The 16132-nt window shown below is 59.8% G+C and carries 15 protein-coding genes; 13 read left to right on the top strand and 2 right to left on the bottom strand.

From position 1 onward, the window contains the following. Nucleotides 1–28 precede the first annotated feature (28 nt). Complete coding sequence (locus MWL89_RS09890; RefSeq protein ID WP_102377847.1) at nt 29–706, top strand: DUF1847 domain-containing protein; 678 nt, start codon at nt 29–31, stop codon at nt 704–706. A 6-nt stretch (nt 707–712) separates the two neighbouring features. On the opposite strand, the gene MWL89_RS09885 is transcribed toward MWL89_RS09890, so the two are convergent. Further along, nucleotides 713–2161: a helix-turn-helix domain-containing protein gene (locus MWL89_RS09885; RefSeq protein WP_244385901.1), complete on the bottom strand. Its 1449-nt coding sequence runs from the start codon at nt 2159–2161 to the stop codon at nt 713–715. Between the two features lie 440 nt (nt 2162–2601). Here MWL89_RS09885 and MWL89_RS09880 point away from each other — a divergent pair, with 440 nt between their 5' ends. The 10 genes from MWL89_RS09880 (at nt 2602) to MWL89_RS09835 (ending at nt 12065) form a co-directional block, all read left to right on the top strand. After that, on the top strand, nt 2602–3051 hold the full coding sequence (locus MWL89_RS09880) for an FMN-binding protein (protein ID WP_244385900.1): 450 nt from the start codon (nt 2602–2604) through the stop codon (nt 3049–3051). Nucleotides 3052–3206: 155 nt separating this feature from the next. Beyond that, nucleotides 3207–4670, top strand: a complete 1464-nt coding sequence (locus MWL89_RS09875; RefSeq protein WP_102377849.1) for an FAD-binding protein — start codon at nt 3207–3209, stop codon at nt 4668–4670. A 139-nt stretch (nt 4671–4809) separates the two neighbouring features. Then, on the top strand, nt 4810–5133 hold the full coding sequence (locus MWL89_RS09870; protein WP_244385899.1) for a GIY-YIG nuclease family protein: 324 nt from the start codon (nt 4810–4812) through the stop codon (nt 5131–5133). 196 nt (nt 5134–5329) lie between these two features. Then, nucleotides 5330–7765, top strand: a complete 2436-nt coding sequence (locus tag MWL89_RS09865; RefSeq protein ID WP_244385898.1) for a molybdopterin-containing oxidoreductase family protein — start codon at nt 5330–5332, stop codon at nt 7763–7765. Between the two features lie 3 nt (nt 7766–7768). Further along, nucleotides 7769–8317, top strand: coding sequence for a 4Fe-4S dicluster domain-containing protein (locus tag MWL89_RS09860; RefSeq protein WP_102377850.1), 549 nt, complete (start codon nt 7769–7771; stop codon nt 8315–8317). Between the two features lie 158 nt (nt 8318–8475). Continuing rightward, nucleotides 8476–9033 carry a 4Fe-4S dicluster domain-containing protein gene (locus MWL89_RS09855; RefSeq protein WP_244385897.1) on the top strand — a complete coding sequence of 186 codons (558 nt, stop codon included), beginning with the start codon at nt 8476–8478 and terminating at the stop codon, nt 9031–9033. A 15-nt stretch (nt 9034–9048) separates the two neighbouring features. Then, entirely contained in the window at nt 9049–9696 is a 648-nt protein-coding gene (locus MWL89_RS09850) for a TorD/DmsD family molecular chaperone (protein ID WP_244385896.1), read from the top strand. 21 nt (nt 9697–9717) lie between these two features. Continuing rightward, the gene (gene nrfD, locus MWL89_RS09845) at nt 9718–10620 is read left to right on the top strand and encodes an NrfD/PsrC family molybdoenzyme membrane anchor subunit (protein WP_244385895.1); all 903 of its coding nucleotides are present in this window, start codon (nt 9718–9720) and stop codon (nt 10618–10620) included. Nucleotides 10621–10666: 46 nt separating this feature from the next. After that, a complete protein-coding gene (locus MWL89_RS09840; protein ID WP_244385894.1) occupies nt 10667–11101 on the top strand; it encodes a GntR family transcriptional regulator in 435 nt (144 codons plus the stop codon). Between the two features lie 37 nt (nt 11102–11138). Continuing rightward, the gene (locus MWL89_RS09835) at nt 11139–12065 is read left to right on the top strand and encodes a slipin family protein (RefSeq protein WP_102377854.1); all 927 of its coding nucleotides are present in this window, start codon (nt 11139–11141) and stop codon (nt 12063–12065) included. On the opposite strand, the gene MWL89_RS09830 is transcribed toward MWL89_RS09835, so the two are convergent. Further along, nucleotides 12043–12567, bottom strand: coding sequence for a YaiI/YqxD family protein (locus tag MWL89_RS09830; RefSeq protein WP_244385893.1), 525 nt, complete (start codon nt 12565–12567; stop codon nt 12043–12045). The two genes, MWL89_RS09835 and MWL89_RS09830, sit on opposite strands and share 23 nt — an antisense overlap. Nucleotides 12568–12688: 121 nt before the next feature. Here MWL89_RS09830 and MWL89_RS09825 point away from each other — a divergent pair, with 121 nt between their 5' ends. Both MWL89_RS09825 and htpG read left to right on the top strand, forming a co-directional pair. Then, a complete protein-coding gene (locus MWL89_RS09825; protein WP_244385892.1) occupies nt 12689–13924 on the top strand; it encodes a M20 metallopeptidase family protein in 1236 nt (411 codons plus the stop codon). A 180-nt stretch (nt 13925–14104) separates the two neighbouring features. Further along, entirely contained in the window at nt 14105–16042 is a 1938-nt protein-coding gene (gene htpG, locus MWL89_RS09820; protein WP_244385891.1) for a molecular chaperone HtpG, read from the top strand. Nucleotides 16043–16132: the final 90 nt, after the last annotated feature.

Genomic DNA, 16132 nt, shown 5'->3' with positions numbered 1-16132 from the left:
ATGGCGAGAGGAAAGGGCGGTCGAGGATATGGTAAATAGGCAGGACGATACGCGCAGCTGCGCGAACTGCGCGACGATGGCGTGCGACGACGGAGAAGCGCAGGCGCCGTTTCCCGATTTCTGCATGACGACGCGTGCGTCTGACGAGGTGTTCGAAGATGCGCTTTCCGCCTATCGCGACGATCCCGAAACCGCGCGCATATTCCAGGCGGCGGCTGAGGTAGAAGGGCTTTACTACGGAAGGCTCACGCGCGTCGAGGAGGTCATGGTGTTCGCCCGACGCATCGGAGCCGAAACGATCGGCATCGCAAGCTGCTCGGGCTTGCTTGCGGAAACGCAGGCGTTCGCGAAGATCCTGAAAGCAAAGGGATTCGAGGGCGTTTGCGCCGTTGCGTGCAAGGTGGGCAAGATCGACAAAAAGCGCGCGGGCATCGCCGACGACATGAAAGTGCACCCCGGCGGCTTCGAGCCGACGTGCAATCCGATCGCTCAGGCCCGCATCCTCAACGAAGCCGGCACCGACCTCAACGTGATCGTCGGGTTGTGCGTCGGACACGATACGCTGTTCATCAAGCATTCCGAAGCGCCGGTCACCTATCTGGTGGTGAAGGACCGGGTGCTCGCACACAATCCCGCCGCCGCCCTGTATACGAAGGGTTCGTACTACGGGCGCCTCATGACCCCCGATTTGCCCGAGCCGCGGTAAGCCCCGCTACGCGTCGTCTTCGATATACGAATGCAGCAGATCGACGAGTTCCCGGCGGCTGTGCACCGACGTTTTACCGTATATGTTGCGAAGATGCGTGCGCAACGTGCTCTCGGTAATGCAGAGGCGTTCTTGTATGACGGCGTTGTTCTTGTCCTTCATCACCAGCTCCGCGATCTCCTCCTCTCGCTTCGACAGCCCGTATTCTTGCGCGGCGAGCTGAACGCACAGCGTAAACGATTCATCCGTATCGGGCTTCCGCTTCGCCGTTTTACGCTTCTCGAAGAACCGCTTGATATCGCTTTCGCTCATGACGAAAGCGGACGTGCCGACGGTCAGCACGATAACGCCCGAAATCATGACGGGAAAGGGTATGTCGATGGCGGGCAGTACGGCGTCGCAGGTGATTTGGGCTATCGTGCTGCAAGCGGTAAGGGCGAACTGGCCTGCGGCGAACACGCAAGCGGCGGGAACGCGCGAGCGCAGCGCGATACTGCACCAGAGCGTCCAGGTGAAAATCCGAAAGAACGTCCAGCCGACTCCGATGACGAACGCCTCGTATTGCTGGTGGCCGCTTTCGAGCGTGAGGACCGGTATGATGCTTGCGATGATGAGGGGTGTGAGCGTTCGGTACAGGAAGGTAAAATCGATCTTTTCGCTGCGCCGCGTTGCAAAAACGGCGATGAAGAGCGATACCGCAAGTCCGGCGAGAAGCGTATACAGCTCGGCGGCTGCGGAGGATTTCGTTTCGGAGAGCGTGTTGGTGAACAGAATGACGGCACCGAATATCCCCACGCCGACAAAGAGGCGCAACGGGAGGCGCGACAGGGGCTTCGCTTCGTGGGGCAAGGGGCTTTGCAGGGCGTAGAAGGCTCGATCGCTTCGGAGCACTAAGAGTGCTCCGCCGGAAAGCAGGGGGAGCACCGAATGCGTAATCAGGGCCGGAACCGGTTGGAGGCCCGCCACTAGGAGGCATAGGGCGAACACTACGGCGTAGGCGAGCGAAACGCACAAAAGCGCATCGCGGAACCGGACGCGGCACAGGCATTCGGCCCAAAGCAGCAGCAGCGCGGCCTTCGAGGCGTTGAGCACCGTGCCTGCCACGACGCCTGCGGGTATATCGAGCACCCATCCGCAGAGGTACGTGCATGCGGAGGACGAGCAGACGAGAACTGCCGCAGCGGCAACGAGCGGTTTGCTCGACAGCAGATCGCCTCGTTTGTTCGCAAACCACGCCACGACGGCGAGCAGTGTAAGGAACAAAGCGGTTTGCAGGTAGCTCGTCGTTTCGATGAGCTCGGGGATTCCGGCGTGCGGTTGGGGGAACAGCGTCGGCGATATGCCGACCGTCTGCCATCCCATGTACAGACCGAGCCCGCATACGAGCACGGCAAACGTGGGGGCGGGCAAAGCTCCTGACGAAGCGCCGTCCCTCGTTATGGCTGGAGCGTTCATGATCCTCCCATTCCCAAGGATATCTGAAAGTGCAGAAGAGCTTCGGTACGCCGGTGACCCCACGTTTCGCGCGTACCGCAATCTCGAATGCACCGAATGTAACAATACTACAGATTATCGTAAGGTAAAGGATCTTCGGCGGACTTAGTTTTACGGCTATCAGGGGTTTTCCTGAAAATACCTCAGCTCTACCTCACGAATACCCCACTGTTTAGGGGAATACCTCACGAAGCGGATTGACGTTACTCGCGCCGCTTCGCTTAAATACGGGCGGTCGAACCGATGGGCGAGCCGAGCGCTCGGGCGTGGGCGCTTCGGGTTTCGGGATTGCGGTTTCGGGTGTCGAAGCTGCGCGAGAAGTTGCAGCGATGCCGGCCGCAACGACGGCTCCTCGGTGCGCAAAGGGATGCAAACCGTTGAATCAGGAAAGGATGATGGATATGAAGAGGCAGATTGCCGTTGCCGCGTGCTGCTTGGCGATGTCGGTGAGCCCCATGCTCGCCGGGTGCAGTGCCGGTACGGATGCGAAAGCCGAGCAACCGGAAGCGGGCGTCGAATCGAGCCAAAGCGCCAACGCGGCGGCTGGCGATTCCAAGCAGGAGGCCGCAAAAAAAGATTACAAGGACGGCACGTACCAAGGCGAAGGCAAAGGCATGCACGGTCCCATCAACGTGACGCTTACCGTTGCCGATGGCGTCATCACCGTTGACGAACTGACCGGGCCGTCCGAAACCGAAGGCGTCGGCGGCAAGGAGGCCATTGAAGACGGCACGTTCAAAGCGCAGATCGAAGAGGCGCAGTCCGCCGATATCGATGGCGTTTCCGGTGCAACCATGACTTCCGGCGGCGTCATGAAAGCCGTTGAGGCGGCACTTGCCCAGGCGAAGTAGACGTGATTTTTGTACGTGCGCTACCCCCCGCGGTTCGCATGCAAAGTTCGGATTCGGTTTCGCTGTGGACTGCCGAGGATGAACGGCCGACGCAGCTTTCATCATACAAAAGGGAAAGCTGAGGGGATAAGACACATGAAGATAAGGAGAACAGGATGAATATCAATCGTCGTCAATTCTGCGCACTCGGTACCGCCGGTGCCCTGGCAGCCATCGCGGGAGGCGTTGCCGTCGGATGCTCTTCCGAGAGCGCTTCCGCGAAGGACGGGGGATCCGCACCTGCGGCATCCGCCATGGCTATCGGCGATGCGAACGTGAACTTCAGCAAAGAGGTCGACGTTCTTATCGTGGGTGCCGGCATTTCGGGCATGCTCGCCTCCATCGATCCCGCAAAAGCGGGCAAGAGCGTTCTCATCGTCGAGCAGAACGGAACCTACGGCGGAGACGCAATCTATTCCGCAGCGTGTCAGATGTGCACTACGGCCGAGCTTACGAAGGAGGAGCGCCCCGACAAGTACTCGAGCGAAGACGAGATCCGCGAGAAGTTCGCCCCCTACTACGAAGGCAACGAGGCTGGTCTCGAGCGTACCGTCCTGCTTCAGAAATGGGGTGGCAAGTTCATCGATACCATGCACTACGATTGGGGCTACGAGTTCCAGGAGTTGCGCGAGAGCCCGTATCATCAGGCGTTCTTCCCCAAAAACGGTCTGTGCACCATGAAAGACGAGTTCGAGCTCATGAACGAAAAGGTTACCGAGGCGGGTGCCGAGTACCTGTTCGAGACCACCTTCAAAACCCTCATCACCGACGAGAACGGCACCATTGCAGGCGGGCGCTTCATCTCGAAGGACGGTTCGGTCGTCGACATCAAGGCAAAGGCCGTGGTGCTGGCGGGCGGCGGCTACATCTCCAACCAAGAATGGATGGTGAAGTACGCACCCGAGTGGGCGTTCGTCGGCAATATCGTTTCCGGCCGCAAGGGCGACACCATCGCAGCAGGCGTTGCTGCGGGCGGTACGCTCTCGGGCATGATGGCATCGAGCAACCTCAATCCCCTCTACGAGGCGGGTCACATGCTTGCCACGTTCTATCCGTTGATCGCTCTTCTGCCCAACGGAAAGCGCTTCTACTGCGAAACCGCCGTGCACAATGCCGCTACCGGATGCTTGGCTGCGGGCTACAACGAGTGGTACAGCATTTGGGACGGCACAGCTCAAAACGGCATCGACCAGGAGGTCATCGCCCATGCGGGCGACGCCATCCAGAGCGCGGACTCCATCGAAGAGCTCGCCGAGAAGATGGGCCTTGCGCTCGAAACCGTGCAGGCAGCCTTCGACAACTGGGATACCATCTGCGACAACCAGGAAGACCCCGAGTTCGGAAAGACCCTCTTCCTGCAGAAGCTCGTTCCCCCGTACTACTTCCTGCGCAACGTTCCCGTACGCTACAAGAGCTGCGGCGGCCTGACGGTGAGCGATCGCATGGAGGTTCTCGACGGAGACGGAAACCCCATCCCCAACCTGTACGCCGCTGGATGCACTGCCGGCACCGAGGACATCGTTCCCGCAGCGGGTTCGGGTCTGCTGCTCGGCACGGTGCTTGCCGAGGACGTTGCCTAGGGTAGGCCGCCTGGGCGCTTGCCTTTCGAAAGAAGGCCGGACGGGAGCCGCGTCGGAGACGATGCGGCTCCTTTTTGCTTCTCTGAAAAGGTGCTGATGCTCGCCGTATGCTAGTATCGGTTCGATGAGAGGAGTCTGTTTGAACGATGCTGCACCCGCGCGGGAGCCGAGCCATTACATGTATGTGCTCGAATGCGCCGATGGGACTTTGTATACGGGATATGCTGCCGACGTCGAGCAGCGCGTTGCCACCCATAACGAGGGGAGGGGGGCAAAGTACACGCGCTCGCGCCTTCCGGTGAAGCTCGTCGCCTGCGCCGCGTTCGCCACGAAGAACGAGGCGATGAGTGCGGAATACCGGTTCAAGCAGTTGACGCGGTCGCAGAAGCTGCGGCTTTTGGATGCAGCGCGTGAGTCTCCGTTTGAAATCGTACTGGATGAGTGGCTCTCTGATCAGCGATAATGCAGCCTTGCTTTTATGATGCTTGATTTAGGATAATTTAAATGATTGAGTGACATAGTAGACTATGATACTATGAATCCAATGATTCGGCCGAATCTGATCAAATGGGGGAGTTTGATCTAGATCGCCATTACGTTGGTCGATCGAGACCGGAACATCTCCTCGGAGGAGCTTTGCATGAGGTAAAGGAGGAGGCATGGGGCTTAATCTTACGAGACGAAGGTTCTTTGAAGGTGCAGCTGCCCTTGGGGCGCTTGCTTTGGTGAGCGGTTGCGCTCCGAAGGCGCTTGAAGAAGAAAAAGAGCAGCAATCTCAGGCTCAGCAGGATGAGGTCATCGACATCGACGCGCTTGAAGTCAAGTATTCGTGGTGCTACATGTGCGGTTCGTGCAAGACGATCTGTGCGACGAAAAACTACGTTAAGGACGGCAAATTCGCGTTTGTCGAAGGCAACCCTGAAGCAGGGAATAACTGGGGATATGGGTGCAAGACCCTCTGCGCCAAGGGAAATACGGCGATGCAAACCGTGTACGATCCGACCCGTATCGAATACCCCATGAAACGCGTCGGTGAAAAAGGGGAAGGCAAGTTCGAGCGGTGCACGTGGGATGAGGCTCTTGAGGGTTTGGCTGCCCGATTGCTCGAAAACAGGGAGAAGTACGGACCGTGGACCTATGCGGCGCTTTCTCCGCAGGGCGGCAGCACCGTCAACTCGGTGGGACGTCGCTTCCTGAACGTATACGGCAGCCCGAACTACCTGCACAGCGCCATCTGCCAGGAGCAGATCACCTCGAGTCGCTACATCACGCTCGGCACGTCGGCCAACCCCTATCCTGTGCAGCTTAAAAAGACGAAGCTGCTTGTCAACTGGGGTGTCAACGGCGAAAATGCCGATGTAAACAACACGAACGACCGCGCGAATCCCGTACGGCGATTCGATGCGATGGAAGAAGGACTCGAGTTTATCGACATTCGTCCGATGCTCGATCCGCTTGCGGCTCATGCTGCGGAATGGGTGCCGGTGCGGCCTGGAACCGATCTCGCCCTCGCCCTCGCCATTCTCAATGTTTTGGTGGAGGAAGATCTTTACGATCACGAGTTTTGCGAAACCTGGTGTAATGGCTTTGATAAATTCGCCGACCATGTGAAACAGTTCCCGCCGTCGTGGGCCGCTCCCATAACCGGCATATCGGAAGAGCAGATCACGCGAATATCCCAGAAGATCGGCACCGTTAAGCCGATGGGGCTCATGTACGGCAACAGCGCGGGCGATCAGTCTAACGACGGAAACTGGTTGTGCTGCTGCATCAACATGATAGCCGCGATCACCGGTAATCTTGATGTTCCCGGTGGCGGCGGTGCGGGTATGAAGATGCCCGAGGCGTTGTTCGAGGTTGGTAAGATCAAGACGCTCAAAGATCGTCTGCCCGTCTATGACGAAGATACTGAAAACGGTTGGGCTGCGAGCCGTTCGAAGCTTGTCGCTCCCGAATTTCCTCGTTGGTATCAAAACCCCGATGATGAGGCGCTCGATCTATGGCCGAAGGAACCCTCGTCGGCCTACAACGGGGGGCTGCAGTCGATTCTGACGGAGAAGCCTTACCCGTTGAAGAGCGTTTTTGCGCACAATACGAATCCCCTATCGCAAACGCGGCAACCGCAGATCATTGCCGAAGCGCTCAAAAAGCTCGATCTTTTCTACGTCATGGATACCCATTGGAACCCCTCGTGCAACTATGCGGACTATGTGTTCCCCGCTTGCACCCGCTATGAGGCGAGCGCCCAAATCGGAACGCGCAATATGGAAGAAGGCACGTTCATCTGCATAGAGCAGCAGGTTGTCGAGCCGCTTGGCGAATCCCGATCCGATTGGCAGTTCTACTGCGATCTTGCTGTGAAAATGGGTTGGGAGGCCGATTTCTGGGACGGCGATTTCGATGGGTGCCTGCGCGAACAGCTTGAAGGGTCGGGTTTTGAACTCGAAGAGCTTCGCGAGAAGGGCTACGTTTTCGTCGAGCGTACCGATGGGGCGAGGGCGTCGGAGCCGGAATATCAGAATTACGAGAAGTTGTTCAAGGGGCTGCCGAACGGCAAGGTTCAGCTGTACAACGAGCTGATCGGCGGCAAGCCGAACAACCGCGAAGACGGCGAGCTGACCTTCTTGCCCGAATACGTCGGTCCCCCCGAAGGCCTTTCCGAAACGCCTGAGCTTGCCGACGAGTATCCGCTTATTTTCACGGACGTCCATGCGCATCGCCTCAGCGTACACAGCTATTTTTCGAGTTTGCCGTATCTGCGCGAGCGCAACCGCAAGCCGTGGGTGAAAATCAATCCCGCGACCGCTAAGAAGTACGGCATCGAGGACGGCGATTGGATGAGGATCGAGTCGCCCCATGGATGGATAAAAATGGTGGCCGAGTACTTCGAGGGGATCTCTCCCGAAGTAATCATGGGCAAGCGAGGTTGGTGGCAGGAATGCGAGGAGCTCGGCGAGCCCGGCTACGATTGCTTCGACGGCGGTAGCGAAGTGAATGCCCTCTACGACGCGACGGTCGAGAACTTCGATCCCTTCCATGCCGGCATGGCCAAGCAAACGCTCGTTAAGATCAGCAAACTGGAAGGGGGGGAGTAAGCGATGGCAGAGCAATACGGATTCTTCGTCGATTCGACGCGTTGCATCAAATGCTATGCTTGCGAGGTCGCCTGCCAGCAATGGCACGGCATCAAGGCCGATACGGTCCACCGCAGGACGGTCCAAGAGGAATGCACGGGCACGTTTCCCGATGTGAAGCGCAGGTTCACGTCGCTCTCGTGCATGCATTGCGAGAGCCCCCTGTGCGTGGCATCCTGTCCGCAGGGCGCCATCAGCAAGCGGGAGGAAGACGGGCTTGTGGTCGTGGACAAGGCGAAGTGCACGGGCGATAAAACGTGCGCGACCGCCTGCCCGTTCGACGTTCCCGAGTTCATCGAGCTCGAGGGCGGCGGCGTTGTCATGGACAAGTGCGACGGCTGCCTGTCGCTGAGCAGGGAGGCCGACGAGATGCCCCGCTGCGTCAACACGTGCCCGACCAAGGCGCTCCACTTCGGCAAGCTTGCGGATATGGCGGCGCTTGCGAAGGAGAAGGGCGGAAGCCAGCTGGAAGGCGGAACCGTACCGTCGGTGTACGTGGCTTACGACGCATAGGCGGCGATTGGCGCGCGGGTAAGCGCGACGATGCGAGTGCTTTAAACCTTGGGCTGCGATATCATGGAGGCAATCGATGATCGTTGGCCCGAAGCCGTTCGGCGGCGGCTTGCGGGAGTTTGGCAAGGCGCCGCTTGAACGGCTCGGGGGATGGCGGGATGGTTGTGAGACAGTACGGGTTCTTCGTCGATACGACGAGATGCATAAAGTGTTACTCCTGCGAGGTCGCTTGCCAGCAGTGGCACCAGATGAAAGCGGGAACCTTCATGCGCCGAACGGTGCACGAGGAGTGCACGGGCACGTTTCCCGATGTGAAGCGCAGGTTCACATCGCTCTCGTGCATGCATTGCGAGCATCCCGCATGCGTCGGCGTCTGCCCGGTGGGAGCGCTGTCGAAGCGCGATGAAGACGGCCTGGTCGTTGTCGATAAAGCGAAGTGCATCGGATGCCGAAGCTGCGCGCTCGCCTGCCCTTTCGACGTACCGCGCTACGGAGATAAGAAGATCATGGACAAGTGCGACGGGTGTTTGAGCTTGGGGCGCAGAACCGATGAGGCGCCCCGGTGCGTCAACACGTGCCCGACGAGGGCGCTTCATTTCGGGGATCTCGGCGAGATGGAAGCGCTTGCCGCCAGGAAGGGCGGCAAGCGGATGGGCGGCGATACGGCTCCGTCGGTATACATCGCATCCGCAGAAACCCAGCCAGCGAACGAGTGAACGAGGGGAACGATTATGGATGACGTAACGCGTGAAAACACCGAGCTGCTCGAAGACACCGCCACGCGCAAAGCGGTTTTCGAGTTTCTGTCCGCAGCGTACCTCAACGAGATGAGCTTCGAGTTCCTCGAGGGCCTGCGGGACAGCCGAATCGAGCTCGAAGGCGAGCTCGGGAGCTTCGTCGATTCGCTGGCTCGCGCCGATCTGGAAGAGGTGCGGGTAGACCTCGCGTCAGAATACGCGCGGATATTCTTGGGGATGAGCCCGTCTCCGGTGGCCCCCTACGAGTCGGTATACGTAAGCGATTTGCATATCCTCATGCAGGAGCCGCGCGATCAGGTGCTCGGGGAATACCGGGCCGAGGACATCGCCGTGGTGAAAGACCTGAGGCTGCCCGAAGACCATGTTGCCTTCGAATTCGCTTTCATGGCTCACATGTGCCAGAAAACCATCGACGCCTTGCGGTCGGGCGACGAGCCCGAGGCGCAACGATGCCTGTCGAAGCAGAGGGAATTCCTCGCCGACCATCTGCTTGCCTGGGTACCCGATTTGTGCGCCGATGTGTTGAAGCGCGCACGTACGCCGTTCTATCGGGGCGTTGCCGTCTTGACGGAGGATTGCCTTGAGTCCGACCGCGCCTATCTTGCGGCGCTCGCCGCATAAAGCGGCGTTTCGGGTGGCGCTGTGGTCAATTCCTTCATCGCATGGTATCTGTTTCTCGCCGGTATGGGCGGCGGCGCCTTCTTGATCGGCGCGGTCGTCGATATTCTGCTGAGGTTCAGCGACGATCCCCGGCTGGAGCGCGTCGGCGCGGTAACGGACGGGGGCCTTATCCTGGGACCTGCGACGGTGGTGCTCGGAGCGGTGTTCCTCCTTGCAGACCTCGGTTCTCCCGAACGGGCCTTTCAGGTGTTTTTCACTCCCTCGACGAGTTTGCTGACGCTCGGCTCATGGGCTATCGCCCTGTTCTGCGTATGCTCGATCGCCGCGCTGCTCGTCGGCGGCTTGGTGGAAACCACGGTTTCGCGGGTCGTGGAAGCGGTGCTGCACGGGCTTGCGACGCTTGCCGCTTGCTGCGTGATCCTGTACTCGGGCGTGTACCTGTCCACGTTCCCCTCGGTGCCGTTTTTGCACAATCCGATCGTACCCGTGCTCTTCGTCGCGTCGGCGCTGTCGACGGGCATGGCGCTGCTTTTGATCTTCGGGTTCGTCTTGCGCGACCACGAAGACGTCTCTGAGGGCCTTTCGAGCTGTGCGCGGATCGATCTGGTGCTGCTCGGGATCGAGGTGGCCGCGCTCGGTGCGCTGCTTGCGGTTTCGCTGGGTTCGGGCGAGGCAGCCGTCGATTCGGCATGGGCTTTGATAAGCGGTGATCAGGCGGGGCTGTTCTGGCTCGGCGTGGTCGCGGTGGGCGTTGCGGCCCCTATCGCACTCGAGGTTTCCCATCTGAGGGGAGCGGATCTGTTCACGCTCGTCGTCGGAGCCGGCTGCGTGTCGGTCGGCGGCTTGTGCCTGCGCTACGCCCTGCTGCTTGCGGCGGTGAGATTCAGCGCGATCGACATGAGTGCGGTTGCTTTTTGGGGATGATGGGTGATGGCGTGATGCCAGTTCGATTAATGATACTATGGTGATCATGAGTGAAGACGCGATCGATAGGGATGTCGCAAGCGACGCGATGGGTACGTTCCAGGTGGACGAACGCAGCGTTGTGCCCATATGGATACAGATTCGCAAAAGGATCATCTACCTCATCACCTCGGGCAAGTACAAGGCCGACGAGCGGCTGCCCTCGGTGCGCGATCTCTCCGTGCGCCTGGGGGTCAACTACAACACCATCAACAAGGTGTATCAGGATCTCGAGCGCGACGGTTTCATATTCACGAAGCGTGGCAAGGGGACGTTCGTCTCCGATGTCACCTCGATCGAATATTCTCCTGACGACGGGGAGATGGAGGCGCTTGCCGCCGATTTCGTTCAGAACGCCCTCGGCAAGGGGATGGAGCCCGAGGACATCATCGATCTGGTGAGAACCGAGATCGAAAAGCTCGAGGGTCCGAAAGGGCTTTGAGCTCGCGGAGTTTCGGTGCATCAGGAAAGGGGTAGCGGTGCGCAATAGAAACGGAAGACGGGAAGACAGGGCTGGTGCCCAACAGAATCCCGCAACGAAAAACAACGGGCCGAAGGGGAAGAAGACGTCGCGCAACGGCGTGTACCTGTTCTCTCTGACCATCTTCCTTATCGGGCTGGCGGCGGTGCTCGCGGCGTTTTGGGGGAACCTTTCGGTTCCCGCCATCATCGTCGGCATCGTCGTCGGCTTCGTGCTTGCTTCGAGCGTTCGCATCGCGCCCCAGTGGGAGCGCGTCGTGGTGCTGCGGCTCGGCAAGTTCAACCGCATAGCCGGGCCGGGCCTGTACTTTCTCATACCGATCGTCGAGCACGCCGCGGCCCACGTCGACCAGCGCATCATCACGACGCCGTTCACGGCCGAAGAAGCGCTGACGGCCGATCTCGTGCCGCTCGACATCGACGCGGTGCTGTTCTGGCTCGTGTGGAACCCGAAAGACGCATGCGTGGAGGTCGAAGACTACTCTTCGGCCATCTGGTGGGCCGCCCAGACCGCCCTGCGCGACGCGATCGGGCGCATCAACCTCGCGGAGGTCGCGACCAGGCGCGAGCAGCTCGACAACGAGATCAAGGAGATCCTCGACGCGAAAACGCGCACCTGGGGCATCACGGTGGTGTCGGTGGAGATCAGGGATATCGCCATACCGAAAGAGCTGCAGGACGCCATGTCGAAGGAGGCCCAGGCGGAGCGCGAGCGCAATGCGCGGCTTTTGCTGGCTGAAATCGAGAAGGACATCTCCGAGATGTTCGTCGACGCGGCTGCCGTGTACGACCAGAACGATAAGGCCATGCAGCTGCGTACGATGAACCTCATCTACGAGAGCGTCAAGGAGAAGGGCGGCCTCGTGATCGCCCCGAGCGCGTTCGGCGAGGCGTTCAACAACATCAAGGGGTTCGGCGGGGAATAGCTTCGCGCACCAGCCGATCGAGGTTCGCGGCGAAATGCTCGCGGTCTTCGTCGGTGAATGCGGCGGGTCCCCTCGTCCGTCCGCCTTGGCGGCGTATCTTCTTCTCCTGATGGCGTATTTCCATGTCCATATCGATGGTTGCAAGCGAGTAAACGCGTCCGCGCACGCCGATGGCGCTCGCTTTGCGCCCGAGCACCATGGCGGCAAGGCCGATGTCCTGGGTGACGACGATGTCTCCGGGAGAAAGGCGCTCGACAATGGCGAAATCGGCCGAATCGGCTCCGACGCCGACCGCGAGCGTGTCAACCCAGAAGCCGCCCGAGTCTTCCCGCGGATCGCTACGGCGGATGTGCCGGGCCAGGTTCTGCGTCGAATTGCCCGCGATAACCGCCGGCAGGGCATGCTTTCGGGCAACTGCGATCGCTTCGGCCGTTACCGGGCAGGCGTCGGCATCGACGAATATCGTCGGTCGATCGGGACGGTCTGTCGTGCGCTGCGCCATGCGGTTCCTTTCTGCCTCAAGCCGTATTGTACCCGACCTGTAACTTGCCTGCAGGGGCTTTCGTGTCGGACAATGGTTTGAAAAATGCAGTTATGCGCGATGCAAGACAGGAGCGGCTACCATGGGCGAATTGGGGTACATCGAAGAAGCCGAAGCTTTGCGGGACGACATCGTCGCCGATCGCCGCTGGCTGCACCGGCATCCGGAAACCGGCTTCGACCTTCCTGAAACGACGGCGTACGTTGCGAGCCGTTTGCGCGAGATCGGCTGCGAGCCGTGCGAGATAATCCCCGGCGGAATCGTTGCCCATGTGGGAAACGTCGAAGGGCCGTGCTTCATGCTGCGGGCCGACATGGACGCGCTTCCTTTGCGCGAAGAAGCCGACGTGCCGTTCGCTTCGGCCAACGGGAACATGCATGCTTGCGGGCACGACGCCCATACGGCGATGCTCCTCGGCGTTGCCCGCATCCTTAAGAACCACGAGGCGGAGCTTAAAGGTTGCGTGAAGCTGATGTTTCAACCCGATGAGGAGGGAACGGCTCCCGACGAGGTCACGGGGAGCGGGGCGATGCTTGCGGCGGGCGTGCTCGAGAATCCGCCCGTCGAGGCAGCGGCGGCCATCCACCTTATGACCGTCGACTACGCGCGCGGACGCGTGTACACGCGGTTCGGTGCTGCGTTCTCGTCGGTTGACGACGTCGACATCGAAATAGTCGGGAAGGGATGCCACGGCTCCCAGCCCCAGCACGGCATCGACCCCATCAACATCGCGGCTCATGTTTTTCTCGCGCTCGAAAACCTGATCGCGCGCGAGGTCGACCCTACCGAGCAGTGCGTGCTCACCTTCGGGTCGATTCACGGCGGATCGGCGGCCAACATCATTCCCGACAGCGTGCACATGCTCGGAACTTTGCGCACCGTCTCGGAGAAAACGCGCGATCGCATGAAGAAGCGCACCGCTGCGATTGCCGAGCGGATCGCCGAGGGGTTCGGCGGCACGGCGAAGGTGCTGTTCCTCCGCGGGGTGCCGAGCGTGTACAACGATCCGGCGCTTACCGAAGAGCTCGTCGGCTACATCGAAGGCGAGGCCATCGCGGAAGTCGAGCTGCTCGAAAAGCCCCTTCCCGGATCGGATGACATGAGCGTCATCTCGCAGGCGGTGCCGACGAGCTACTTCGTGCTCGGGGCGGGGTCTGCCGAAGAGGGATGCGCCTATCCCGTGCATAGCCCCCATGTTGTCTTCGATGAAAGCGTGTTTCCGCAGGGTTCGGCGCTCGCTGCCGCCATCGCCATGCGCTGGTTAGAGAACCGAGGAGGCGGCGAGCGGCCGCGCGGGCGCGCTCGACTTGCCGATTGATTCCGCATTCGGCCGCCCGAGCGGCGAGTGAGCTTTATTCGACCATTTGTGCACAAGGAGGCGCTCTGGTCTTGACATTCTTTTCTGCGATATTACAATCACATGTTGGCACTCGAACACTGAGACTGCTAAAACTGCCGCTCATAGTTATGAATAGTATCCGTAAGGAAGGTAATCGGTATGCGCAAGTTCAAGACTGAGAGCAAGAAACTGCTCGACCTCATGATCAACTCGATCTACACGAACAGGGAGATTTTCCTGCGGGAGCTTATCTCGAACGCTTCGGACGCGGTCGACAAGCTCTACTTTAAAAGCCTGACCGACTCCAAAGTCGAGATTTCGAAAGACGACCTGGCAATCCTCGTCTCCTTCGACAAGGACGCCCGGACGATCACCGTTTCCGACAACGGCATCGGCATGGACAAAGACGATCTCGATCGCAACCTCGGTACGATCGCCCACTCCGACAGCCTCGAGTTCAAATCGGAGAACGCCGAGACCCAGGGTGAGGATATCGATATCATCGGGCAGTTCGGCGTCGGGTTCTACTCGGCGTTCATGGTGGCGAGCAAGGTGAAGGTGGTTTCGCGCGCTTACGGAGCGGATGCGGCCTATTCGTGGGAAAGCGACGGCGTCGAGGGCTACACGGTCAAGGAAGCCGAACGCGCAAGCCACGGCACCGACGTTATCCTCACGCTCAAAGAGGATACCGACGAGGAGAACTACGACAGCTATCTGAGCGAGTACAAGCTGAAAAGCCTCATCAAGCGCTATAGCAACTACGTGCGCTATCCCGTGCAGATGGAGGTGGAGAAAACCCGCGAGCTTCCCAAGCCCGAGGATGCCGACGACGACTACAAGCCCGAGTTCGAGCACTACCGCGAACTCGATACCATCAACTCGATGATTCCCATCTGGAAGCGCCCGAAGTCCGAGGTCACGCAAGAGGAGTACAACGAGTTCTACAAATCCGACTTCCATGATTTCTCCGATCCGGTTCGCACGATCACCGTGCATGCGGAGGGCTCGTTCTCCTACGATGCCCTGTTATTCGTGCCGGGGCGCGTGCCGTTCGATCTGTACAGCAAGGATTACAAGAAGGGCCTCGCTCTTTACAGCTCGAACGTGCTCATCATGGAGAAATGCGAAGAACTCGTTCCCGATTACTTCAACTTCGTCCGCGGCGTCGTGGACAGCCAGGATCTCACGCTCAACATTTCACGCGAGACGCTGCAGCACAACAGCCAGCTGCGCGCCATCGCCAAGCGTATCGAGAAGAAGATCAAATCCGATTTGGCCGACATGCGCGATACCGATCGCGAGGGTTACGAGAAGTTCTTCGAGAACTTCGGGCGCGGCATTAAGTACGGCATCTATTCGAGCTACGGCATGAAGAAGGACGAGCTCGCCGACCTGCTGCTGTTCTATTCCGCCAAGCAGGATAAGATGATCACGCTCGACGAGTACGCGAGCGCCATGCCCGAAGGCCAGGAATCGATCTTCTACGCGGCGGGCGATTCGGTCGAACGCTTGGCGAAGATGCCCATCGTGTCGACGGTGCTCGACAAGGGCTACGACGTGCTGCTGTGTACCGAGGACGTCGACGAGTTCTGCATGACGGCTATGGCCGATTTCGCGGTGGCCGATGCCGACGATCCCGATTCGCTGACCGCTTATCCGCTCAAGAACGTCGCGGGCGGCAATCTCGGCCTCGAGACCGAGGAGGAGAAGGAGGCTGCCGAGGCGGTTGCCAAGGAGAACGAGGATCTGTTCTCGGCTATGAAGGAGGCGCTCGGCGACAAGGTGGCGAAAGTGGCCGTGTCCACCCGTCTTTCCGGATCGCCCGTAGCGCTTACCGCCGAGGGCCCGATCTCGCTTGAGATGGAGCGCGTGCTTTCCGGCGCGCCGGGCAACGATGACGTGAAATCGGAGCGCGTGCTCGAAGTGAACGCCGAGCACCCGATCTTCGAGACGCTCAAGGCGGCTCAGGATGCAGGCGATGCAGACAAGGTGAGGCTCTACACCGATATCCTCTACAACCAGGCTCTGCTCGTCGAGGGTATGCCCATCGACGATCCGGTGGAATACGCCCAAGCAGTCGCGAAGCTCATGGTGTAGCAGCGGTTTCTCCCGTTCGAAACGCCCGTGCAGCCGTTGGGTTGCGCGGGCGTTTTTTCGCTGTGCATCTGTGGTCGGCGTGCATGTTTT

Origin of the sequence: Raoultibacter timonensis, assembly GCF_022845715.1 — a bacterium.
Lineage (GTDB): Bacteria > Actinomycetota > Coriobacteriia > Coriobacteriales > Eggerthellaceae > Raoultibacter > Raoultibacter timonensis.
The sequence above is the reverse complement of the archived record's forward strand: the minus strand, read 5'-3'. Positions and strand labels throughout refer to the sequence as shown.